Genomic DNA, 21,802 nt, shown 5'->3' with positions numbered 1-21,802 from the left:
CCCCCCCTTTTCGTCTTTCGTCTGCGTCTTAGGAATGCGCGAACGGCACCGCCACGAAGGATTTGCCGTCGCCGCGCTGGACCAGCAGCAGCGCGCCGTCGCGGTTCTGGGTCTTTGCCGCATCCACGGCAGAGGTGACGGCCTTGGCGCTGTCGACCGGTGTCTGATTGACAGAGACGATGATATCGCCCTCGCGCAGCCCCTTGTCGGCGGCGGCGCCCTTGGGGTCCACCCCGGTCACGACGACGCCTGCGGTATCCTCCGGCACGCCCATCCGGGCGGCAAGGTCCGGCGTCAGCGGTTCGACCGACAGGCCAAGGTCCGGCACTTCGGCGCCCGGACCGGCCTGGCCCGGCAGCGTGCCTTGCGCGGTATCCTCACCGCCCAGCGTGCCGACCGTCAGCGTGGCCGTCGTCTCTGCCCCGTCGCGCCAGAGCGTCAGCTCCGCCTTGTCGCCCGGCGCAAGGTCGGCGATGGCGCGCGAGACGTTGCGCGGCGTCTCCACCGCGGTGCCGTTGACCTTGACGATCACGTCACCCGGCTTCAGCTCTGCCGCGGCGGCGGGCGATCCGTCCTGGACCGAGGCGATCAGCGCGCCCTTGGCCTCCTTCAACCCGATGGTGCCCGCGATCTGGTCATCGACGGGCTGGATCGTCACGCCGATGAACCCGTGCTGGATCGAGCCGCTTTCGATGATCCGGCCCACGACCTTTTCGGCCTGCGCCGAGGGGATCGCGAAGCCAAGGCCCACATTGCCGCCGTTCGGCGAATAGATGGCCGAGTTAATGCCGACGACCTTGCCTTCGCCATTCACCAGCGGACCGCCGGAGTTGCCGTGGTTGATCGGCGCGTCGATCTGGATGAAATCGTCATACGGCCCCGAATGCAGGTCGCGCCCACGGGCCGAAACGATGCCCGAGGTCACCGTGGTGCCGACGCCGAAGGGGTCGCCGATGGCCAGGATCGGGTCGCCGACGCGCAGGCTGTCGGAATTGCCCCATTGCACCGTCGGCAGCTTGTCCTTGGCATCGACCTTCAGGACGGCGATGTCGTTCTTGGCATCGGTGCCGACCAGCGTCGCGGGCAGTTCCTGGCCGTCTTCGGTCTTGATGGTGATCTTCTGCGCGTTGTCGACGACATGGGCGTTCGTGACCACATAGCCGTCGGCCGAGACGATGAAGCCGGAGCCGAGCGCATGCCCCCCCTGCTGCGGCGCCTGACGGCCGCCCGGCATCTGCGGCATTCCGGGCATGCCGCCGAAGGGGCCGTTCTCGCCGAAGAAGCGGCGGAAGAATTCGTCGGGCGGCATAGTATCCGGCCCGGCCCCGGTCTGATCGGCCTGCGGCGAAAGTTCGGTCAGGACGGTGACGACGGCCGGTTTCATCTGCGCGACGATGTCGGCATTGCTCATCGTCGTGGTGGTGGCGGCGATGGCCGCGCCGTTGAACGGGTCAAGGCCCAGAACGGGCATCTGGACGGCGACGATCAGCGACAGGGCGGAAACGCCCGCCAGAAGGACCTTGCGGCCGCGCGAGGGAAGAGTGGGTGTTTTCATGGTATCGGTCTTTCCGTGTCGGTTCTGAGACGGTGCATTGCCGGGCTGGCCGGACAGGGGTCGGGACCGGCGCGGGGCGCGGTTTTCGTCCCCTCCTCGCGGCCCCTCGGGCAACAGATTGTCGCTTTTCCGCCCGAACCCAACTATGTGTCAGCCCTCTCACATGGGGTTGAATCGCCGTGTGCGCTGCGCGATCACTCGCGCCGTAGAGGGTAAGGCAGGGTCAAGGCGGAAAGGACGGTTCATGCGAATTCTGGTCTTCGGAACGACAGGGCAGCTCGCGCGGGAGCTTTTGCGCAGGGCGCCCGAGGGCGTCGCGGTTCAGGCCGTCGGGCGCGATACGGCCGACCTGACCGACCCGGCCGCCTGCGCCGCCGCGGTGGCCGCCACCGATGCGGACCTCATCCTCAACGCCGCCGCCTATACCGCCGTCGATCAGGCCGAAACCGACCGCGCGACGGCCGATCTGGTCAATGGCGAGGCGCCCGGCGCGATGGCCCGCGCGGCGGCGGCGCGGGGGCTGCCGTTCCTCCATGTCTCAACCGACTATGTCTTCGACGGCTCTGGCACCCGGCCCTGGAGCGAGGGCGATCCGGTCGCGCCCTTGGGCGCCTATGGCGCATCGAAGCTTCTGGGTGAACACCGGGTGGCCGAGGCGGGCGGGCAAGCGGTGATCCTGCGCACGGCCTGGGTCTTTTCCGCCCATGGCAAGAATTTCGTCAAGACGATGCTGCGGGTGGGGGCGGAGCGCGAGGTGCTGAGCGTTGTCGATGACCAGCGCGGCGGGCCAACGGCGGCGACGGACATTGCGGACGCGCTTTTCACCATCGCCGCCGCGTTCGGCAAGGGGCGCGGCGTGCCGGGCATCTACCATTTCGCGGGCGCGCCCACCGTCAGCTGGGCCGATTTCGCCGAGGCGATCTTTGCCGCCTCGTCCCTTCCGCGCAAACCCGTGGTCAATCGCATTCCGTCGTCGGATTACCCCACGCCCGCGAAACGGCCCGGCAATTCCGCGCTCGACTGCTCGCTTCTTGTAAAAACCTATGGCATCACCCAGCCCGACTGGCGCAAAAGCCTGGCAGACGTCATTGGTGAGTTGGAGGCAGAGGCATGAGCGGGACGGGCAGGAAGGGCATCATTCTGGCGGGCGGGTCCGGGACCCGGCTTTACCCGATCACCCATGCGGTGTCGAAACAGATGCTGCCGCTTTACGACAAGCCGATGATCTACTACCCGCTTTCGGCGCTGATGCTGTCGCGCATCCGCGAGGTCTGCATCATCTCCACCCCCCGCGATCTGCCGCAGTTCAGGGCGCTTCTGGGCGATGGCGCGGCCTGGGGGATGCGGTTCGAATATGTCGAACAACCCTCGCCCGACGGGCTGGCGCAGGCCTATCTTCTGGCCGAGGATTTCCTTGACGGCGCGCCTTCGGCCATGGTGCTGGGCGACAACGTGTTTTTCGGCGAGGGCCTGTCGGCCAAGCTGCGCGCGGCCGATGCGCGGACCGGGGGCGGCACCGTCTTTGGCTATCGCGTGTCGGACCCGGAGCGTTACGGCGTGGTCGAATTCGACCGCGCGGGCAAGGTGCTGTCCATCGTGGAAAAGCCCGAGCATCCCAAAAGCTCCTATGCCGTGACCGGCATCTATTTCCTTGACGCCGAAGCACCCGCGCGGGCCAAGGCGATCAAGCCTTCGGCAAGGGGGGAACTGGAGATCACCGATCTGCTGAACCACTACCACCGCGACGGCAGGCTGAACGTGGAAACGCTGGGCCGGGGCTTTGCCTGGCTGGATACCGGGACGCATGAAAGCCTGCTTGAGGCCGCCGATTTCATCCGCACGATCGAGGACCGCCAGAACCTGAAGGTCGGCTGCCCGGAGGAGATCGCATTTCTCAATGGCTGGATCGACGCCGACCAGTTGCGCGAATTGGCCCGGCCCTATCTGAAGACGCAATACGGCAAGTACCTGGCGCGGATTGCGGACGACCCGGATCTGAGCGCGGCGGAGTAAGGCGGGGGGGGGAGCCGCCGCGCGGGTCGGGGCTTTCGCGTTTCGGGGGCGGGGGTGCGGTTTGAGCCCAGAGTGCGTGATGCTGCATTATGCCCGAATGGCTGTTCTCTGCTAGGACTGCTAATTGCATAAGTACAAAATTACTTTTGCAGACACTTCAGTCGTGGCTGAAAAACGCCTCTTCTTGTTGCTATGGTTCTTATATGACTGAGAAATCCAAACCAGCCATCGGGAAACTGTTGCGAGGGATTTCGACGAATCATGTCGAAACCGTTCGGGATGCATGGCGGGAAGCCTTAAACGACCGCGATGCGTCAGTCCGCCAGGTTCAAGAAAAACTGGCGTCGTCAGCATGGTCTGAGAATCCTCGCGGACCTCTTTCCAAGTACTTTGGCGTACTACTTGCCCTCTTGGATGAGCTTGACGCATCTGCATTTGAGCAGGAAATCGCAAGGCTACGAAAGAGCAACTTGCATCCCATGCATGTTAAGACGTTGGATATTCTTTCACGGCGTGTTCTCGAAAATCCCGCCAAGCTGATAACCGACAGAATACCTTTGTTTGTTGCCTCTGACATCGCGGATCGCGATGTAGTCGTCAAAAATGTAGAAACTTGGTGCAAGACTAAAGGCCTGACGCTAGACAACGTTACCCGCATAGATGTAATCGCGCGCCAACCCGGCCTTGATTATCTGGGCAAATATAACTTGTTCTTCTCCGGCATCATCCTGACATGGCCTGCTAGCACACCCAAGGGTATCAAGCTTTGGTGGTGCCGTCTGGATGCGGAGTTCACCTTCTACCATGAGGTTGGGCATCACGCATCTGGTCACATTGAGGGCGGTCAGGTGGCTGAACAGGAAAAGGAAGCAGATGAATATGCTCGGACAATGATGCGGAATTCGAGGCCAGTCTTGACGCTGATTGGCAGGATGCTTCTTTGGCCGCTCAGACCGCTGCTCAAGCGAATTATCACATCGCCTGATAGAGCAGCAGTTGATGCTATCTAGTCAATCGCAACGATAGCGGCCATTGGTGCAGCCTCAGCGAAAGCTCAATTTGTCCCGCATAGCCGCCATTCTCCCCCCTCACAGCCCCGCTACCTCTACCCCCTGCCCTTCAAGCGCCGCCCGCAACTCCCGCGCCATGGCCACCGCGCCCGGCGTATCGCCGTGGACGCAGACCGTGTCGATGCGCGAGGGGATGCGGCGCCCGGAGGCGGTGATGATCGCGCCTTCGCCGATCATCGCGCCGATGCGCGCCGCCGCCTCAGCCGCGTCATGCAGCACCGCGCCGGGTTTGGAGCGGTCGAGAAGGGTTCCGTCCTCCTCATAGGCGCGGTCGGCAAAGATCTCGGCGGCGTAGGGCGCGCCAAGCTCAACCGCCGCGCGCTCCATCTCGGTCGCGGCCTGGACCATCAGGATCAGGTCGCCCTGCACTTCCAGCGCGGCGCGATAGCAGGTCAGCGCCATGGCGCGGTCGGTCGCGGCCATGTTCGACATCGCCCCGTGCAGTTTCAGGTGCCTCAGCCGTCCGCCCGCCGCCTGAACGATCGCCTGCGCCGCCCCGACCTGATAGCGGATCAGGGTGGCAAGGTTTTCTGGTGGCAGAACCGTCCGGCGGCGGCCGAAATTCTCCCGGTCGGCAAAGCCGGGATGGGCGCCGATGCCGACGCCCCGTTCGATTGCCGCGCGCATCGTGCGCGCCATCGTGTCGGGGTCGCCCGCATGCATCCCGCAGGCGACATTGGCCGAGGTGACGATGGACAGCATCGCGGCATCGTCGCCCATGCCTTCGCCCATATCCGCGTTCAGGTCGATCCGGGTCATTCCTCCCCCTCCCCGCGTCCATCGGTGACGCCGCTGATCAGTTGATGGGACAGAAGATCGGCCATCTCCGCCGGGTCCCGCAAGAGCCGCCTTGTCCCGATCTTGACCCGCCCGCCCGGCCGCTGGCGGGCGTGGTCGGCCAGCGCCTCCTCCAGCGTGACGAAGCGAAAGCGCAGCCGGTCGCCGGGGGCGGCCTGCGCCACGCGCGGCAGGTCGTCGGGCAGGACGGTCGCGATGCGGGGATAGCCGCCCATGGTCTGGCATTCGCTCAAAAGGACGTAAGGCGCGCCCGCGCCGATCATCTGGATGTCGCCCGGCTGCACGGTTTCCGACAAGAGGCTGCGCTGGCCCTGCGTCGCAATCGGCGCGCCGCCCGCCAGTTTCACGCCCTGCCGGTTGCCGGGGCCGTCGCGGTGAAAGGCCGTGGCTTCGAACCGGGCGCGGTCCTCGGGCGCGAAGAGGGCGGTCTGGGCGGTGGGCAGGATGCGGATCGTGCCGCCGCCGGTATGGGGCCGGTCGGTCAGCGCCAGCCCCGTCCCGGCACCCTGATCGGGGCCAAGGGGAAGCCGGTCGCCATCGGCCAGCCGCCGCCCGATCGCCGCCGTCAGGTGGGCCGCGCGGCTGCCAAGGACGGGGTCCGTCGCGATCCCGCCGCCCAGGGTCAGGTAGCCGTAGACCCCGGCCTCAACCGCGCCGATCTCAAGCCGTTCGCCGGGGGAAAGGAGGTGGCTTGCGCCCCAGACCAGCGCCGTGCCGTCGCGGCGGACGCGCATGGGCGCGCCGGTCAGGGCGATCCGGGTCGGCGCGGTGACGGTGAAACTGCCGCCAAGGCCCGCCATTTCCAGCGCCGCCCCCGCCGCCTGCCCCAGAAGCGCCGCCCCCTGCCGCAGCGCAAGCCGGTCCGCCGCCCCGCCGCGCGACAGGCCACGGGCAAGGTAGCCGGGCCGGCCGAGGTCCTGCACGGTGATCGCCGGACCGGCGCGGTGGACGAGAAGCGCGCGGGTCATGGCAGCACCTCAAGCCGCGCCCCGCCGCCTTCGGGATCGGCCTCGCGAAGCGCCTGCAATTCGTCCGGTCCCACGGCCCGCAGGCGGACGCTGTCGCCCGCGCGAAAGGCGAAGGGGTCCGCCGCGCCGGGACGGAAGGCGCGCAGGCCCGACTGTCCGACATGCCACCAGCCGGTGGGCGTGTCGGCGGGGAACAGGATCACCTGCCGGACGGCCACGACGATGCCCGCCGCGGGCACATTCGGCGTCAGCCCGGCCTTGCGCGGAATGTCCCAGCGGTCGGGCAGGATGCCCATATAGGGCAGCCCCGGCGCGAAGCCGATCGCCATGACGCGCAGGTCCTGGGCGGTCAGATCCTCAACCGCCGCCTGCGCCGAGCAGCCCAGTTCGGCCGCCACCGCATCAAGGTCAGGCCCGCCCGCGCCGCCAAAGGCCACCGGGATGGTCCAGCGCCGCGACGGCGCCGTCCCCTGCCCTGCCGCATCCTTCAAAAGCTCCGCGATCCTGCCGGTGATGGCCACCCGGTCGGCGCGCAAGGGGTCAAGGCGCAGGAAGACGGAACCGAGCGAGGGCGCGGCCTCCTCCACCCCCGCCAGCGCCCCGGTCCCGACCTCGGCCTCGATCCGGGCGGCAAGGGCCAGCGCGCGGCGGTTCGCGGCATCGTCGAGACGGTCGGAAAGCTGCACCAGAATGCCGCCCAACCCCATCGGCACCACCCGCGGCAGATCGCCCGTTTCGCCCGCCAAAGCCACGTTTGCCCTCCGTTTCACCCCTTGGAACCGGATTTTGCCCCCTTAGTCCAGCATATTTCCGCGAAAAACCGGCCGAGATAATGTTGACCGAGATATTGAACTTTCGCGTTCATTTACTTGATTGTATATGCAGGGCGAAGGACATTTGGAAACGCGCACCGGGCCTGTTTTGACGGGCCGGCCCGGGTGAACTGGTTGCAGCCGCAGGATTCGTATCATGTCATCTCGATTCAGGGCGCATCGCCTTTCCGCCATCCTCGTGCTGGTCGCGGCCGGGATCTGGGTCGGCACGGGAAAATTCGCCTCGGTCGGCAGCGAGGAGGCGAATGCCGCCGTCCCCGCAAGGGATGAGGCGGGGCAGGAACAGACAGCGCCCGACGCGGCGGAAGGCAAGGCCGAAACGCTGCGCACCGTCGCGGCGATCACGCCGGAGGTGAAGGAACACGCCCGCGCGATCCGCATTTCCGGCGTGACGGATGCCGACAAGCGCTCGGTCCTGGCCGCGCGGACAAGCGGCGTGATCCTGTCGCTGCCGATTGCCGAGGGCGCGGATATCGCCGCCGGTGAGGCGGTGATGACCATCGAAGGCCCGGAGCTTGCCGCCGGGGTGGAAACCGCCAAGGCCGCGCTGACCCAGCGCAAGCAGGAGCTTGACGTGGCCGAGAAACTTTACCGCAGCGGCAACACCGCCGAGTTGCAGCTGATAGGCCAGCGCGCGGCACTTGCGGCCGCCGAGGCGGCGCTGAGCCAGGCCAAGGCCGCCGCCGACCGGCTGGCGCTGAACGCGCCTTTCGCGGGCGTCATCGACAGCGTCGATGTGGAGCTTGGCGAATGGGTCCAGACCGGCACCCCGATCGCCACGCTGCTGGCGCTTGACCCGATCATCGTGCGCGCGGAGGTCAGCGAGGTCGATGTCGGCTATGTCGAGGTCGGCGACAAGGTCGAGGTGAAGCTGGTCAGCGGCGCCATGGCCGAAGGCACCGTGCGCCACCTGTCGCGCGTCGCGACCGGCAACACCCGCACCTATCCGGTCGAGGTCGTGCTGGCGAACCCCGATCATCAGATCCCCGCGGGCATGACAGCGGAACTGAAGCTTTTCGCCGCGCCGGTAAAGACGGTGACGGTGCCGCGCTCGGTCATCACGCTGTCGGATGAGGGGGAGCTTGGCTTGCGCGTCCTCGATGCCGACAATGTCGCGCATTTCGCCTCGGTCGAATTGATCGACGACACGCCCGAGGGGCTGGTCCTTGCCGGGGTCGATGCCGGAACACGGATCATCGTCGCCGGGCAGGACCTTGTCCGCGACGGCGAGAAGGTGAACGTCCAGACCACGACCATCGAGCCGGCCGCCGGGGCGAACTGACATGCAGATCGTCGAAACCGCCATCCGCAACGCGCGGCTGACGATCTCGGTCCTCATCTTCCTGATGATCGCCGGGGCGCAGGCCTATGTCACGATCCCGAAAGAGGCCGAGCCGGACGTCCAGATCCCGATCATCTATGTCAGCATGACCTATCAGGGCATCTCGCCCGAGGATAGCGAGCGGCTGCTCCTCAGGCCCATGGAAACCTCGCTGAAGACCATCACCGGGATCAAGGAAATGAAATCGACCGCCTATCAGGGCGGCGGCAACGTGTTGATGGAGTTTCAGGCAGGCACCGACCTGAACAAGGCGCTGGACGATGTGCGCACCAAGGTATCCGAGGCCAAGCGCGACCTGCCGCAGGGTACGGATGAGCCGACGGTGAACGAGGTCAATATCTCGGAATTCCCGGTCCTTGTCGTGACGCTGTCAGGCGATGTGCCGGAACGGGTGCTGACCAGGGCGGGGCGCGAACTCCGCGACCGGATCGAGGAGATCCCCGGCGTCCTCGACGCCGCCCTTCAGGGCGTGCGCGACGATCTGGTGGAGATCATCGTCGATCCGGCCAAGCTGACATCATACGGCATCCGTCTTGATACGATGATCCAGGGCGTGACGGCCAATAACCAGCTGATCGCCGCAGGCGCGCTGGAAGGGGCCGAGGGGCGCTATGCGATCAAGGTCCCCTCGCTGATCGAGACCATCGAGGATGTCGCCAACCTGCCGGTGCTGTCGGGTGGCAACGCGACCGTGCGGGTGCGCGATATCGCCGCGATCCGCAACACCGCCAAGGACCCCGAGACGATCACCCGGCTTGACGGCAAGCCCGCCATCGCCATCGAGGTATCGAAGCGCACCGGCGCCAACCTTGTCGATACGGTCGATGCGGTAAAGCAGGTGACAGAGGCGTTCCAGAAGACGCTGCCCGCCGGGACCGAGGTCGCCTACAGCCAGGACAAGTCCACCACGATCCGCCAACTACTGGGCGACCTTCAGAACTCGGTCCTGACGGCGGTGATCCTTGTCTTCATCGTCATCCTCTTCGCGCTGTCGGGCCGTGCCTCGATCCTGATCGGGCTGGCCATCCCGGCCTCGTTCCTGATCGGTATCCTCGGGCTGCAACTTGCCGGGCTGACGGTCAATATCGTGGTGCTGTTCAGCCTGATCCTTGCCGTCGGGATGCTGGTCGATGACGCGATCATCGTCACCGAATATGCCGAACGCCGCATGGCCGAGGGGATGGACAAGCGCACCGCCTTTGCCCAGGCCTCGCACAAAATGACCGGGCCGGTTCTGGCGGCGACGGCAACGCGGGTCGCGGCCTTTTCGCCGCTTCTCTTCTGGCCCGGCGTCGTGGGCGAGTTCATGAAATACATGCCGATCACGCTGATCTCCACGCTGTCGGCATCACTCGTCTATGCGCTGATCTTCGCGCCGACCATCGGCGCCATCATCGCCCGCCCGGTCCCGGAAGAGGATCACGGGCGCGACAGCCTTTACATGCGCTTCGTCGGGCGCGCGATCCGGCATCCCTGGACCGTCGTGCTGACCGCGCTCGCCCTGCTGGTCGCGGTGCCTTACGCCTATGGCACCTACGGCAAGGGGGTGGAGTTCTTCCCCAGTGTCGAGCCGGACTATGGCCTGCTGTACGTCCATGCGCGTGGCAACCTGTCGATTGACGAGAAGGACGCGCTGGTCAAGCAGGCCGAGGACCGCATCCTTGGCTGGCCCGGCATCAAGACCGTCTATACCCGTTCCGGCAAGGCCGGGGGCGGTGGCAATGAGGTGGCCGCCGACGTGATCGGGGTGATTCAGTATGAATTCGTCGATTGGCGCGAACGCAAGGATGCAAACGCGATCCTCGCCGATCTGCGCATCGCCATGACCGGCATTCCCGGCGTCGATGTGGAGGTTTCCGTACCCGATGCCGGTCCGCCGACCGGCAAGGCGATCCAGGTGCAGCTTTCGGCCGCCGACCCCGCGGGGCTGAACGCCGTGGCCCGGACCGTCGCGGATGAGTTGAAGAAGATGCCCGACGTGATCGACATCGACAACGGCTTGCCGCCCCCCGGCGTCGACTGGGAACTGAAGGTCGACCGCGCCGCCGCCGCGCGTTACGGCCTGTCGCCCGCCGCCGTGGGCGCTGTGGTGCAGCTTGTGACCAACGGGCTGAAACTGTCCGACTACCGCCCCGCCGGATCGGATGATGCGGTGGACATCGTCCTGCGCCTGCCGCCGGATCAGCGCACCATCTCCCAACTCGACCAGCTCAGGATCGAAACGCCCGAGGGGCCGGTACCGCTGTCGAACTTCGTCACCCGCACCCCCGCCCCCACGACCGGCACGCTCAGCCGTATCGACGGCGCGCGCACCGTAACCGTTCAGGCCAATATCCGCGAAGGCGTGCAGGCCGACCCGGTCCGTCAGGTGATCGCGGAGGAGCTTGGCAAAGCCGATCTGGAAAGCAAGGGCATCCGCTGGAAAATGGCCGGCGCGGATGAGGAACAGGCCGCCGCCGGCGCCTTCCTTGGCAAGGCCTTCGGCGCGGCGCTGTTCCTGATCTTCCTGGTGCTTCTGGCGCAGTTCAACAACTTCATCTCCGTCGGGCTGATCTTTTCGGCCGTGGTCATGTCCACCATCGGCGTGCTCCTGGGGCTGATGATCATGGGCCAGCCCTTTGGCATCGTGATGACCGGCATCGGCATCATCGCGCTGGCCGGGGTCGTGGTGAACAACAACATCGTGCTGATCGACACCTATGACACGTTGCGCCGCGAAGGGATGCCGAAGGTCGAGGCGATCCTTGAGACCTGCCACGAACGCGCCCGGCCCGTCGTCCTGACCGCGCTGACCGCGATTCTGGGCGTGCTGCCGATCGCCTTCGGCCTGAACCTTGAACTGCTGAACCATGAAACGACCTATGGCGCGCCCTCGACGCAGTGGTGGATCTCGCTTTCCTCGGCCATCGTCTTCGGCCTGGCCTTCGCGACCGTTCTGACGCTGGTGGTGACGCCCTCGCTGTTGATGCTGGTCACGCGGGATGCGCCGAAGCATGGTGCGCCGGAGAAACGCAGGTGGTTCCGGCGCAAACCGGCGGCGAACCCTGCCGAGTAGGGCGCGCGCCAAACCTGTGCTAAAGCGTTTCGGGTTTACGTTGAGAAAGTAAGTATCAGAATTCGAAGGAAATAAGTTCGAATTCTGATTCAGTGTAAACCCGAAATGCTATAAAGTGATCGCGACACAGCGGTTTGCCGTCCACAGGGGGGACTTGAGACATGGGCATTCGCACGACCAACGGGCGCGGCAAGCGCTACGCCTCCATCCTCGACACCGTGGGCGATACGCCCGTCATCCGCATCAACCGGATCGCGCCCGCGGGCGTCACGGTCTATGTGAAGGCCGAGGCGTTCAACCCGGCCGCCTCGGTCAAGGACCGGCTGGCGCTGAACATCATCGAGGCGGCGGAACGTGACGGCAAGCTGACCCCCGGCCAGACGGTGATCGAGGCGACATCGGGCAATACCGGCATCGGCCTTGCCATGGTCTGCGCCGCCAAGGGCTATCCGCTGGTGGTGACGATGGCCGACAGCTTTTCGGTCGAGCGGCGGCGGCTGATGCGGTTTCTGGGCGCCAAGGTGGTGCTGACGCCGCGCGCGCTGAAAGGTTATGGCATGTATGCCAAGGCCAAGGAACTGGCCGAGGCGAATGGCTGGTTCCTTGCCCGTCAGTTCGAAACCTCGGCCAATGCCGATATCCACGAAGCCACCACGGCGCGGGAGATCATGGCCGATTTCGAAGGCGAGCGGCTGGATTACTTCGTTTCGGGCTATGGCACCGGCGGCACCGTGACCGGCGTCGCGCGTGTGTTGCGGAAGGAACGGCCGGAAACGAAGATCATCCTGACCGAACCCGCCAACGCGGCCCTTGTGCAATCCGGCACCCCGCAGGACCGCGCGCCCGATGGCGGCCCCTCGGGCGGCCACCCGGCGTTTGAGCCGCACCCGATTCAGGGCTGGACGCCCGATTTCATCCCGCTGGTGTTGCAGGAAGCGCTGGACAAGGCCTTCTACGACGACCTCATCACCATTCCCGGCCCCGAGGGCATCAAGTGGTCAAAACGGCTGGCGGCCGAAGAGGGCATCTTTACCGGCATCTCCGGCGGCGCGACCTTTGCCGTGGCGATGAAGGTGGCAGAGACGGCGCCCAAGGGCTCGGTCATCCTTGCCATGCTGCCCGATACCGGCGAGCGCTACCTTTCCACGCCGCTCTTCGACGGGATCGTCGAGGATATGACGGAGGAGGAACGCGCGCTGTCCCTGTCCACACCCTACGCGCAGATGGCGGCGGAATAGCGCCGCCTCAGCGTTCGGTCAGCTTCAGCTCGATCCGGCGGTTCTGCGCGCGCGCCTCGGCGCTGTCGCCGGGGGCGACGGGCTGATATTCACCAAAGCCCGCAGCGGCCAGACGGTTCGGCGGGAAGCCCAGTGTGCCTTGCATGTAGCGCACCACAGACAGGGCGCGCGCCTGGCTAAGCTCCCAGTTGTCGCGGAATTCGCCAAAGCCCGACAGCGGCACGTCGTCGGTATGGCCATCGACGCGGATGATCCAGTCGATGCCCGGCGGGATTTCGGCGGAGACATCGCTGAGCGTCGCGACCACCTGCGCGATCTGCGCCTTGCCTTCGGGCGACAGGTCGGCGGCGCCGGGATTGAACAGCACCTCGGAGGAGAAGACGAAGCGGTCCCCCACCACGCGCACCCCTTCGCGCCCGGCAAGGATCTGCGACAGCTTGCCAAAGAACTCCGAACGGTAGCGGGCCAGTTCCTTGGTCTCCGCCTTCAGCGATTTCGCCTCTTCCTCCAGCCTTATGCGTTCGGCCTCTTCCAGTTCCGCGCGGCGTTTCTGTTCAGAGGCGACCTGCGCAAGGGCCGAATTCAGCCGCGTCCCCAGCGCGTCGATCTGCACCTTGGCGTCGGCATCGCGCGCCTCGGACGCATCGAGAAGATCCTGAAGCGAGCCAAGCTGCACCCGCAGCGCCGCGACCTGCTGGTTCAGCAGCGCAACCTTGCGTTCGGACGCCGCAGAGGCCGCCTTTTCCTTTGACAGCGCATCATTCGCGACGGCCAGCAGCGCCTTTTGCCTGTCCGCCTCGCTGAGCGCCTGGTCGGCCTGATCGGCAAGGTCGGCCTGGGTGGCAAGCCTTTCGTCCAACTGCTTCTTCGCCGCTTCGGCGGCGGCCAGAAGGGTCAGCGTATCCTCCGCCTTCTTGCGCTGATCCTCCAGCGCAAGGGTCATGGCGGTCAATTCATCCTCCGCGCCTTTCAGCTTGTCGCGCAGTGCCGCGGCGGCGGCGGCCTCGGTCAGCCTTGCGGCCTCGGCCTCGCTCAGCTTCTGGTCCGCCGCCTCGCCCTTGGCCTTGAGGTCGGCCACCAGCGCCTCAAGCGCCTCGCGCCGGGCGGCGGCGAGCCTTGCGGCCTCTTCCTGCGCGTCGATCTCTGACCGCGCCTTGGCGACGGCGAGGTTCAGTGCCTCCTGATCCGACAGCAGCTTCTCCCGCTCTGCCGTCAGGTCGCTGACCTGCCCCCGCGCGGCATCGCGTTCCGACAGAAGCGAAGCGACCTGCGCCTCAAAGGACGTGATCTGCGCCTGCGCCTGATCAAGGTTGCGCTGCCCTTCCGCCACCTGCCCCCTCAGCGTGGCGATGAGGGTAGACTGGCGGTCCGCCTCGGCCTGCGCGGCATTGAGGTTGTCGGACAGCGACGCGCTGCGGCTGCGTTCAAGGCCCAGCGCATCGGCAAGGTCAGAGACCTGCGCCGAGAGGTCCTTCAGTTCGTTGTCCTTGGTGGAAATCGCGTCGCGCAGGGCGAATTGCACCACCATGAAGATGGTGACGAGGAAGATCAGGATCAAAAGCAGCGTCGTCATCGCGTCGACGAAGCCCGGCCAGATCAGGGCCGAGAACCGTTGTCCGCCACGTCCGCGCGACAGCGCCATGGCTCAGCCCCGCTCGCCCGGTGGCGCCTGACGGGCCAGCGCCCGTACCGCGCGGGTCAGTTGCGCCAGATCGCCGCGCAGGTCGGCCATGCTTTCCTGCCGCCCCGCCGCGACCTCTTCCAGCAGCCTGAGAAGCTGCATGTCGATGGAGCGCAGCCGCATCCGGCTTTCGGCGTCGGGGCCTGCGCCCTCCCCTTCCCCACTGCCGGTCAGGGCGGCGGCCATCCGGTCCTGCCCCTCGGCGATCCGGGTCAGGATCGCGGCCGACCCGCCCGATCCCTGCAACTCGCGCGTCAGCGCCTCGACCGATCCTGCCAGCGTCTCAAGCCGGGCGTTGACCGCCGTGCGGCCCGCGTCGGAGCGTTCCAGAAGCGCCTGCATCGTTTCGACCTGATCGGCCATGTGGTCCAGAACGCCCGCGACCGCCGCCTGATCCAGTCCGCCTTCCCCGCCCTCCCCATCGCCGCCGGCGAAGCCGAGGCGGGTGAAGGAGGTCAGCCATTCCTCAAGCTCGCGGTAAAAGCGGTTCTGGCCATGGCCCGCGAAAAGTTCCAGAAGGCCGACCACCAGCGACCCGGCGAGGCCAAGGAGCGAGGAGGAAAACGCCGTTCCCATACCGCCCAGCTGCCGTTCAAGCCCGCTCATCAGCTTATCGAAGACCTGCAACCCGCTTTCGCCCTCCTGCGGGGCCAGGGCGCGGATCGTGTCGACGACGGCGGGGACCGTGGTGGCAAGACCGTAGAAGGTGCCAAGAAGGCCGAGGAAGATCAGCAGGCTGGTCAGGTAGCGCGTGATGTCGCGCGCCTCATCTATCCGGGTCGCCACGGATTCGAGGATCGACCGCGCGGAGGTCGATGAAATCTGCCCGCCGCGCGGCCCGCGTGAGCGTAGAAGGGCCGCCAGCGGGGCCAGCATCCGGGGCGCGATGGTGATCTCATGCCCCGGCGTCCGGGCGGCGAAGCCCTCGATCCAGCTGACCGAGCGGACAAGCTGCGCCACCTGCCAGAAGCAGGTCAGGACGCCCAGAAGGAAGACCGCGAGGATCATCCCGTTCAGCCAAAGGTTTGCGGTGAAGATCGGCAGGATGCGGCCATAGGTCAGATAGGCGCCGACGCCCACCAGCACCAGCACGATCAGCATCATCAGCACCTGACGCACCGGCTGCGAGAAAAACGGCTGCGCGCTGCGCACGGATTTGTCCATCTGGCCGGCCGCCCCTGTCCTTGCCTCTGGCGGGACAATAGGCGGCGGGCCGCGACCGCTCAAGGTCAAAGGTCAGGCGGGGGGTGTCAGATCACGCACCCTTGCGGAAAGCCAGTCGAGTTCCGCGTCGGCGATGCCAAGGTCGTGAAGATGCGTGGCGGTATTCCAGAGGTAATCGCGGTTCTCCCCCCGCCCGCCTCTGGCGCGGGCGATGATCTGCGCCTGTTCCTCAAGCGGCAGCCCGCCGCAATACTGCACATGGTCGGGGTCGATGACATAGGTCACCGCCTCCACCTGCCGCCCGTCACCCAGCCTGAGGGGCAGGACCTTTTCCAGATAGGCCGAGGAGATGAGTTCGCGTTCGCGCAGATAGGCCAGCGTTTCCGCCTGATGGTCCGGCGCGACGGCGAAGGCCACGCCTTCGCAGGCGGCGCCATGGGCGGCGTCGAGGGCCAGGACCAGCCCCGGTTCGGCCTCAGTCCCGCGATGGTGGATCGAGCGCATGCAGAAACTGCGGTGCCAGCCGTCCAGCCGCGCCATCACCCGTTCGGTGAAGGCAAAGCCCGGCTCCCACAACAGCGATCCATAGCCGAAGACCCACATCACGCGCCCCCTCACTGGTCCTTTCCTTGCCCGGACCTTAAATACCATCGCGACGGATGGGGAAAGGGTGGCGGATGCGGGCCTTGATGCGGATCGTGGCGGTTCTGACCGTCCTTTGGTGCGGCTACTGGTTCGTCGGCGCGCGGGTCCTGACAAGCGAAGGGCGCACGGCGCTTGACCAGATGCAGGAAGACGGGCGGCTGGGCTATGGCGCCTTCTCCATCGGCGGCTTCCCCGCGCGGTTCGAGGCGGATCTGGCGGACCTGTCGGTCCGCGACCCCGCCGCCGGATGGGCCTGGTCAGTGCCTCAGGTCGCGGTTCACGCGCTGGCCTATAGCCCGAACCGGGTGATCGCCGTCCTGCCGCCAGAGCAGACGTTGCGCGTGGCGGGCGAAACCTTTGCCGTGACGACCAAGGACATGCGCGCCAGCGTCGCCTTTGGCCTTTCCTCCGCCGTGCCGCTGACCCATGCCGAGGCGGTCAGCGGCCCCCTGACCGCGCGGTCCGATCAGGGCTGGTCGCTGGCGATGGATGCGCTGCGGCTGGCGGCGCGGCAGGAAGACGGCGAGGGCTTTCGCTACCGGCTGGGGGCCGAGGCCACGGCGCTGACGCTGGCCGGCGCCCCGGCGGTGATGCTTGCGAAGGCCGGGCTGGCCGACGGGCCGGGCCGTGTGCGGCTTGACGCCGACGCGGTGCTGGACCGGGCGCTTGACCGCAGCGCGGCAGAGGTGCCGCCCCGGATGACGGCGCTCAAGGTCCGCTCGCTTGAGCTTGACTGGGGGCGGCTGGCGCTGCGCGGCGCGGGCGATCTGCGCATCGGCGCGGATGGCACGCCCGAAGGGACGATCCAGCTTCGCCTTGCGAACTGGCGCGATCTGCCGCCGCTTCTGGTGGCCCTTGGCGTGATCGCGGAGGCAGAGGCCCCGGCGCTGACCCGCACGATGGGGCAGTTGGCGCTGCTGTCCGGCGGGGCCGGGGAACTGTCGCTGCCGCTTTCGTTCACCGGCGGCTGGGTGGCGCTTGGCCCCCTGCCCCTTGGCCCCGCGCCGCGCTTCTGACGCCTATGGCGTTTCGGGTTAGCGGCAGTACGGCCCGCGCCCGCGCGTCGTATCCAGATGCAGGTGATCGCGGTGGAAGCGGTCCGATCCCGGCCCCAGAACGGTCGTGAACGGCCCGCAGGCGCCCTTGCGCATCGCCGCCAGCGACTTGCCCGCCGCGCCATTGCCCCAACCCTTGAGGACGGAGGCCGATTTGCCATTGGCAAGGACAAAGCCGGAAATGTCGATGGCCCGGCCCCTGCCATGCTCGCTGACCTTCGCGCCCGGCTGGTTGTTGCGGGTGCGGCAGGAATAGCTGGCCGCGACGGTCAGCGCGGCAAGGCCGCCGCCGCGCTTGCCGACCGCCGGGATGGCGCTGCGTTCGACCCATGTTTTCAGGGCCTTGGCGGTGGTGCAATCGATATTCGCAGGCGTCGACAGCCGCACCCCCGCGACCGAGGTCACGCGCACCCCTTCCTTCAGCCCGCAGCCCTTTACCTTCGCCGCGATGGGCGCGATGGCGACGCCCCGGATCGCCGGATCGCCGCAGACCGCGCCCTTCCGCCCGGCAATCGCACCGGGCAGCGGTTGGGCCATATAGGCGGCCTTGCGGGCCGTGCGGGCCAGACCGGCGGGGCGCATCGGTGGGCGCAGCGCGACCAGAACGGCGAGGTGTGACGGGGCCTTGACGGTCAGGCCGGGCGTCGGTGTCGCGCGGGTTCCCTCGGGCCGGGTGCGGGGGCGCAGCGGCTGCGGCGTCGCCTGCCGCATCGGGCGCGGCGCGGGCCGTGCGCCCGGCACGGCGCGGATGACCGGCGCGACAGCCGTCAGCCCCGGCGGGGGCGCCATCGGCAGCGTAACCGGCACGATCCCCGGCACCGCCCCGCCCTGCGACAGCCGCGCCATCGGACGCGGAGAGGTTTCCGGCGGCGTCGCCAGCGCCAGCCCCGGCATCAGGGCCAGCACCAGCGCGCAAAAAGCCCGCCTCATTCCCCCGCCCCGGTGACGGAACGGCCGAAATCCGGCGCGGCGGTATCCTGCCCGGCCTCGATAATGCCGCGCCGGATCGCGCGGGTGCGGGTGAAATAGTCATGCAGCATGTCGCCGTCGCCCATGCGGATCGCGCGTTGCAGCATGAACAGCTCCTCGGTGAAGCGGCCGAGGATGTCCAGCGTCGCCTCGCGGTTGGTCAGGAAGACATCGCGCCACATCGTCGGGTCCGAGGCCGCGATGCGGGTGAAATCGCGAAACCCGGCGGCGGAATACTTGATGACTTCGCTTTCCGTCACCCGGCGCAGGTGATCGGCCACGCCCACCATCGTGTAGGCGATCAGGTGCGGCGTGTGGCTGGTCACGGCAAGGACAAGGTCATGATGCGCCGCGTCCATCTCTTCGACAAAGGCGCCCATGGCTTCCCAATAGGCGCGCAGTTTCGCGACCGCGTCGGGGGCGGCCTCGCCGGGGATCAGAAGGACCCATCTGTTTGCGAAAAGCGTGGCAAAACCGGACCTTGGCCCGGAATGTTCAGTCCCGGCAAGAGGATGTCCGGGGATGAAGTTGACACCGTTGGGAATATGCGGCGCGACGGCCTCGATCACCGCCTGTTTGACCGAACCGACATCGGTGACGGTCGCACCGGGCTTCAGGACCGGCGCGATCTCTTCGGCGAGCGCGCCCATATTGCCCACCGGCACGGCAAGGACGACCAGATCGGCGCCCTTCGCGGCCTCGGCGGCGGTTTCGAAGACCTCGTCGCAAAAGCCCAGCTCAAGGGCCGCGGCGCGGGTTTCGGCGGTGCGGGCATGGCCCGCGACGCTGCGCGCCAGCCCCCATTTCTTCATCGCATGGCCCATGGAAGAGGCGATGAGGCCAAGCCCGATCAGGGCGACGCGGTCATAGATAGGGGACTGGGACGGAGCGGTCATGCGCGGGCCTTGAACTGGCCGATGGCATGGGCCACGCGGCGGCAGGAGGCCTCATCCCCGATGGTGATGCGCAGGCAGTTGGGCAGGCCGTAGCCCGCCACGCGCCGCACGATCAGGCCCTGCCCTTGCAGGAAGTCGTCGCAGGCGTTCGCCTCGCCCTCATCCGCGAAACGGGCGAGGATGAAATTCGCCGTCGAGGTGTCCGACGGCACGCCAAGTTCGGCCAGCGCCTCGGCCAGCCAGGCGCGCATCCGGGCATTTTCGGCCCGGCAGCGGGCGACGTGGTCCTGATCGCGCATCGCGGCCTCGGCCGTTTCAAGCTGCGCGTTCGACAGGTTGAACGGCCCCCGGATGCGGTTCAGCACGTCGATGATCGCCTGCGGCCCATAGCCCCAGCCGATCCTGAGGCCGCCAAGCCCGTAGATCTTGGAAAACGTGCGCGTCATGAAGACGTTTTCCCGCGCGGTCGCGATCTCGGCCCCGCCGTCGAAGCCCTCGACATATTCGGCATAGGCCCCGTCGAGGACGAGGATCGCCTGTTTCGGCAGCCCGGCGGCCAGCCGTTCGACCTCGGCCGGGCCGATCATCGTGCCGGTGGGGTTGTTCGGGTTGGCGATGAAGACCAGCCTTGTCCTGGCGGTGCAGGCGGCAAGGATCGCGTCGACATCGGTCGTCCGGTCGCGTTCGCGCACCACCACGGGCTTGGCGCCCGCGGCCAGCGTGTAGATGCGGTACATCAGGAAGCCGTGTTCGGTGAACACCACCTCATCCCCACGGCCCGCATAGGCGTTGCAAAGAAGGCCGATCACCTCATCCGAGCCGACACCGCAGATGATCCGCGCCGGGTCGAGGCGATGCACCTCGCCGATCGCCTGACGCAGCGCGGCATGGTCGGTCGAGGGGTAGCGGTGCAGCTTGTGAACCGCGCGCTGGAACGCCTCCTTGGCCTTGTCGGAGGGGCCGAAGGGGTTTTCGTTCGACGACAGCTTGATCGCGTCGCTGCGCCCCGCGACATGCGCGGCACCGCCCTGATAGAGGTCGATCTCAAGGATACCCGGCTGGGGGCGGATGAACTCGGTCATGGCAGTGACTCCGGCAGATTCCCGGTTTTCTACCGAGGCCGGGATGGGAATGCCAGAACGGAAGCGGCGGGGCGGTCAGAGGGGCGCGGGCCGACGCAGACCGGCCACAGGGGCGGGGACGAGCAGGACGGCCAGAAGGACCGCCGCGCCCAGGGTCGCGAAGGTGGAGCCGACGAAGATCTGGGTGGGCAGTTCGCCGGTGACCTGCACATGAAGATAGCAGGGTCGCGTCAGCATGAGGATGGCGATCAGGGCGGCACACACCCGTGTCGGCGCCAGAAGCGGCAACAACGGTAGGGCGACGCCGAGAAGAACGAAATCGTAAAGGTGCAGTGGCGCGGCGGCGAGGGCGGCCAGGATCATCGCCGCCGACAGTCGGGTCAGCCGCCCTTCGTCCGTCAGGGGCGCCTCGCCGCGACGATCCTTCCGGCAAAGCCAGACCGCGATCACGCCCGACACGGCCAGACCGGCCAGCGAGGCGGCAAGATTGCCCAGCGTCAGGCCGCCGAACTCCCACAGCAAGTTGCGCAGCCCCGTCATCGCCTCGGGCAGATTGGCGCTGTTCTCTCCGTCATAGCGGGCCAGTCCCCGCAGCCAGTCGAAAATCGCCGTCGGTGCGATGGCAAGGGCGGGCAGCATCAGGACGACCGATGCCACCGCAGCCCAGAGGACAAGCCGCCTGCCCCGCGCGCCGGAAATCAGAAGACCAAGCGCGACGGCCGCACCGATATGCGGCTTCATCAGCAAGATCGTCAGCCCGACGATCGCTGTCTTGTCACGGTCGTGATAGAGCCCGACCATCATCACCGCCGCACCGAGATAGAGAAGCCCGGTCACCTGCCCGCTGTTCGCGCTGAGCAGATTGGCCTCGCCATAGGCCATCAGTCCCAGGTGCAGTGCGAAGAAAAGCGGACGCGGCACGGCAAACTCACCACCTGCGCCAAGAGAAATGCGCAGCGCGGGCAAGCCGACGGCGATCACGGCGCTGGCCAGGATCATCGCCACCCCGTGCAACCCCAGCCAAATTCTCCAGGCCGTTTCGAACGGGAAGAGGGCGGGAAAGGCCGTCGGAAGCCAGAGCGTCGGCGGATAGGGCCAGATCCGCGGGACATGACCTTCGGGGATCATCTCTGCCGACAGACGGGGAAGATCGGGTCCGTAGGGCGACAGGCCCTCAAGCCAGACCCGTCCCGCGACCCAGAAATAGCGGAAATCATAGCCGGCCTGCCCCTCGGCCCGGCTCTGCAAGAAGTGGTACAGGACCGCAATCAGCATCACCGCGAGATAGACCGACAGGACAAGCGTCGCGCGCCGTACCAGCGACGGGTTCAAACCGGGCAAACGGGGGGCGACGGACGGGGTCTGCAACGCGAACCTTTCAATTGCCTTGGCGCAGCGGCCCAAAACGGGACTTTGCGCGCGATCTGGCAGGGATTGT

Annotated in this window: 18 protein-coding genes; 7 read left to right on the top strand and 11 right to left on the bottom strand. The window is 66.9% G+C overall.

Going from position 1 to position 21,802, the window contains the following annotated elements; all coding sequences use genetic code 11:
- Positions 1-28 precede the first annotated feature (28 nt).
- Positions 29-1,555 carry a DegQ family serine endoprotease gene (locus LX70_RS06270; RefSeq protein ID WP_105513716.1) on the bottom strand — a complete coding sequence of 509 codons (1,527 nt, stop codon included), beginning with the start codon at positions 1,553-1,555 and terminating at the stop codon, positions 29-31.
- 244 nt (positions 1,556-1,799) lie between these two features.
- Here LX70_RS06270 and rfbD point away from each other — a divergent pair, with 244 nt between their 5' ends.
- The 3 genes from rfbD to LX70_RS20370 all read left to right on the top strand — a co-directional run bounded on the left by rfbD (position 1,800) and on the right by LX70_RS20370 (position 4,578).
- Positions 1,800-2,669 carry a dTDP-4-dehydrorhamnose reductase gene (gene rfbD / locus LX70_RS06265; protein ID WP_105513715.1) on the top strand — a complete coding sequence of 290 codons (870 nt, stop codon included), beginning with the start codon at positions 1,800-1,802 and terminating at the stop codon, positions 2,667-2,669.
- Positions 2,666-3,568, top strand: a complete 903-nt coding sequence (rfbA, locus tag LX70_RS06260; RefSeq protein ID WP_105513714.1) for a glucose-1-phosphate thymidylyltransferase RfbA — start codon at positions 2,666-2,668, stop codon at positions 3,566-3,568. The genes rfbD and rfbA overlap by 4 nt, the downstream gene beginning before the upstream one ends.
- Positions 3,569-3,771: 203 nt before the next feature.
- Positions 3,772-4,578 carry a hypothetical protein gene (locus tag LX70_RS20370; protein WP_146111556.1) on the top strand — a complete coding sequence of 269 codons (807 nt, stop codon included), beginning with the start codon at positions 3,772-3,774 and terminating at the stop codon, positions 4,576-4,578.
- A 78-nt stretch (positions 4,579-4,656) separates the two neighbouring features.
- Here LX70_RS20370 and LX70_RS06255 read toward each other — a convergent pair whose 3' ends face one another.
- The 3 genes from LX70_RS06255 to LX70_RS06245 are packed head-to-tail and all read right to left on the bottom strand — an operon-like array spanning position 4,657 to position 7,156.
- A complete protein-coding gene (locus LX70_RS06255; RefSeq protein ID WP_105513713.1) occupies positions 4,657-5,397 on the bottom strand; it encodes a LamB/YcsF family protein in 741 nt (246 codons plus the stop codon).
- Positions 5,394-6,404: a 5-oxoprolinase subunit C family protein gene (locus LX70_RS06250; RefSeq protein ID WP_105513712.1), complete on the bottom strand. Its 1,011-nt coding sequence runs from the start codon at positions 6,402-6,404 to the stop codon at positions 5,394-5,396. Before LX70_RS06250 ends, LX70_RS06255 begins: the two co-directional genes overlap by 4 nt.
- On the bottom strand, positions 6,401-7,156 hold the full coding sequence (locus LX70_RS06245) for a 5-oxoprolinase subunit B family protein (RefSeq protein ID WP_146111555.1): 756 nt from the start codon (positions 7,154-7,156) through the stop codon (positions 6,401-6,403). Before LX70_RS06245 ends, LX70_RS06250 begins: the two co-directional genes overlap by 4 nt.
- A gap of 217 nt (positions 7,157-7,373) precedes the next feature.
- Between LX70_RS06245 and LX70_RS06240 the strand changes: the two genes are divergently transcribed.
- The 3 genes from LX70_RS06240 to cysK all read left to right on the top strand — a co-directional run bounded on the left by LX70_RS06240 (position 7,374) and on the right by cysK (position 12,872).
- Entirely contained in the window at positions 7,374-8,519 is a 1,146-nt protein-coding gene (locus LX70_RS06240; protein WP_105513710.1) for an efflux RND transporter periplasmic adaptor subunit, read from the top strand.
- A gap of 1 nt (position 8,520) precedes the next feature.
- Positions 8,521-11,634, top strand: a complete 3,114-nt coding sequence (locus LX70_RS06235; protein WP_105513709.1) for an efflux RND transporter permease subunit — start codon at positions 8,521-8,523, stop codon at positions 11,632-11,634.
- A gap of 161 nt (positions 11,635-11,795) precedes the next feature.
- Complete coding sequence (cysK, locus tag LX70_RS06230) at positions 11,796-12,872, top strand: cysteine synthase A (RefSeq protein WP_105513708.1); 1,077 nt, start codon at positions 11,796-11,798, stop codon at positions 12,870-12,872.
- 7 nt (positions 12,873-12,879) lie between these two features.
- Here the strand turns inward: cysK and LX70_RS06225 are convergent, their stop codons facing one another.
- The 3 genes from LX70_RS06225 to LX70_RS06215 all read right to left on the bottom strand — a co-directional run bounded on the left by LX70_RS06225 (position 12,880) and on the right by LX70_RS06215 (position 16,320).
- Positions 12,880-14,514: a peptidoglycan -binding protein gene (locus tag LX70_RS06225; protein ID WP_105513707.1), complete on the bottom strand. Its 1,635-nt coding sequence runs from the start codon at positions 14,512-14,514 to the stop codon at positions 12,880-12,882.
- Positions 14,515-14,517: 3 nt separating this feature from the next.
- Positions 14,518-15,717: a biopolymer transporter ExbB gene (locus LX70_RS06220; protein ID WP_105513706.1), complete on the bottom strand. Its 1,200-nt coding sequence runs from the start codon at positions 15,715-15,717 to the stop codon at positions 14,518-14,520.
- Positions 15,718-15,789: 72 nt separating this feature from the next.
- The gene (locus LX70_RS06215) at positions 15,790-16,320 is read right to left on the bottom strand and encodes a gamma-glutamylcyclotransferase (RefSeq protein ID WP_105513705.1); all 531 of its coding nucleotides are present in this window, start codon (positions 16,318-16,320) and stop codon (positions 15,790-15,792) included.
- Positions 16,321-16,394: 74 nt separating this feature from the next.
- On the opposite strand from LX70_RS06215, the gene LX70_RS06210 reads away from it, so the two are divergent.
- Positions 16,395-17,378 (top strand): DUF2125 domain-containing protein, encoded by a 984-nt coding sequence (locus LX70_RS06210; protein WP_211301677.1) that lies wholly within the window; start codon positions 16,395-16,397, stop codon positions 17,376-17,378.
- 18 nt (positions 17,379-17,396) lie between these two features.
- Here the strand turns inward: LX70_RS06210 and LX70_RS06205 are convergent, their stop codons facing one another.
- The 4 genes from LX70_RS06205 to LX70_RS06190 form a co-directional block, all read right to left on the bottom strand.
- Positions 17,397-18,347 carry an extensin-like domain-containing protein gene (locus LX70_RS06205; RefSeq protein WP_170076133.1) on the bottom strand — a complete coding sequence of 317 codons (951 nt, stop codon included), beginning with the start codon at positions 18,345-18,347 and terminating at the stop codon, positions 17,397-17,399.
- A complete protein-coding gene (locus LX70_RS06200; protein ID WP_105513703.1) occupies positions 18,344-19,282 on the bottom strand; it encodes a prephenate/arogenate dehydrogenase family protein in 939 nt (312 codons plus the stop codon). Before LX70_RS06200 ends, LX70_RS06205 begins: the two co-directional genes overlap by 4 nt.
- Positions 19,279-20,364 carry a histidinol-phosphate transaminase gene (gene hisC, locus LX70_RS06195; RefSeq protein ID WP_105513702.1) on the bottom strand — a complete coding sequence of 362 codons (1,086 nt, stop codon included), beginning with the start codon at positions 20,362-20,364 and terminating at the stop codon, positions 19,279-19,281. The genes LX70_RS06200 and hisC overlap by 4 nt, the downstream gene beginning before the upstream one ends.
- A 75-nt stretch (positions 20,365-20,439) precedes the next feature.
- Positions 20,440-21,732 (bottom strand): glycosyltransferase family 87 protein, encoded by a 1,293-nt coding sequence (locus LX70_RS06190; protein WP_211301676.1) that lies wholly within the window; start codon positions 21,730-21,732, stop codon positions 20,440-20,442.
- Positions 21,733-21,802 lie beyond the last annotated feature (70 nt).

This window comes from Albidovulum denitrificans, from assembly GCF_002973535.1.
Lineage (GTDB): Bacteria > Pseudomonadota > Alphaproteobacteria > Rhodobacterales > Rhodobacteraceae > Albidovulum > Albidovulum denitrificans.
This window is presented reverse-complemented; position numbering and strand designations above follow the sequence as displayed.

Bases quoted from the DNA above. Each gene is read 5' to 3' on its own strand.
- LX70_RS06240 (WP_105513710.1), top strand. From the start codon at position 7,374: ATGTCATCTCGATTCAGGGCGCATCGCCTTTCCGCCATCCTCGTGCTG.
- LX70_RS06235 (WP_105513709.1), top strand. From the start codon at position 8,521: ATGCAGATCGTCGAAACCGCCATCCGCAACGCGCGGCTGACGATCTCG.
- LX70_RS06225 (WP_105513707.1), bottom strand. From the start codon at position 14,514: ATGGCGCTGTCGCGCGGACGTGGCGGACAACGGTTCTCGGCCCTGATC.
- LX70_RS20370 (WP_146111556.1), top strand. From the start codon at position 3,772: ATGACTGAGAAATCCAAACCAGCCATCGGGAAACTGTTGCGAGGGATT.
- LX70_RS06270 (WP_105513716.1), bottom strand. From the start codon at position 1,555: ATGAAAACACCCACTCTTCCCTCGCGCGGCCGCAAGGTCCTTCTGGCG.
- LX70_RS06210 (WP_211301677.1), top strand. From the start codon at position 16,395: ATGCGGGCCTTGATGCGGATCGTGGCGGTTCTGACCGTCCTTTGGTGC.
- LX70_RS06250 (WP_105513712.1), bottom strand. From the start codon at position 6,404: ATGACCCGCGCGCTTCTCGTCCACCGCGCCGGTCCGGCGATCACCGTG.
- LX70_RS06200 (WP_105513703.1), bottom strand. From the start codon at position 19,282: ATGACCGCTCCGTCCCAGTCCCCTATCTATGACCGCGTCGCCCTGATC.
- rfbA (WP_105513714.1), top strand. From the start codon at position 2,666: ATGAGCGGGACGGGCAGGAAGGGCATCATTCTGGCGGGCGGGTCCGGG.
- LX70_RS06255 (WP_105513713.1), bottom strand. From the start codon at position 5,397: ATGACCCGGATCGACCTGAACGCGGATATGGGCGAAGGCATGGGCGAC.
- LX70_RS06220 (WP_105513706.1), bottom strand. From the start codon at position 15,717: ATGGACAAATCCGTGCGCAGCGCGCAGCCGTTTTTCTCGCAGCCGGTG.
- LX70_RS06215 (WP_105513705.1), bottom strand. From the start codon at position 16,320: ATGTGGGTCTTCGGCTATGGATCGCTGTTGTGGGAGCCGGGCTTTGCC.
- hisC (WP_105513702.1), bottom strand. From the start codon at position 20,364: ATGACCGAGTTCATCCGCCCCCAGCCGGGTATCCTTGAGATCGACCTC.
- LX70_RS06205 (WP_170076133.1), bottom strand. From the start codon at position 18,347: ATGAGGCGGGCTTTTTGCGCGCTGGTGCTGGCCCTGATGCCGGGGCTG.
- rfbD (WP_105513715.1), top strand. From the start codon at position 1,800: ATGCGAATTCTGGTCTTCGGAACGACAGGGCAGCTCGCGCGGGAGCTT.
- cysK (WP_105513708.1), top strand. From the start codon at position 11,796: ATGGGCATTCGCACGACCAACGGGCGCGGCAAGCGCTACGCCTCCATC.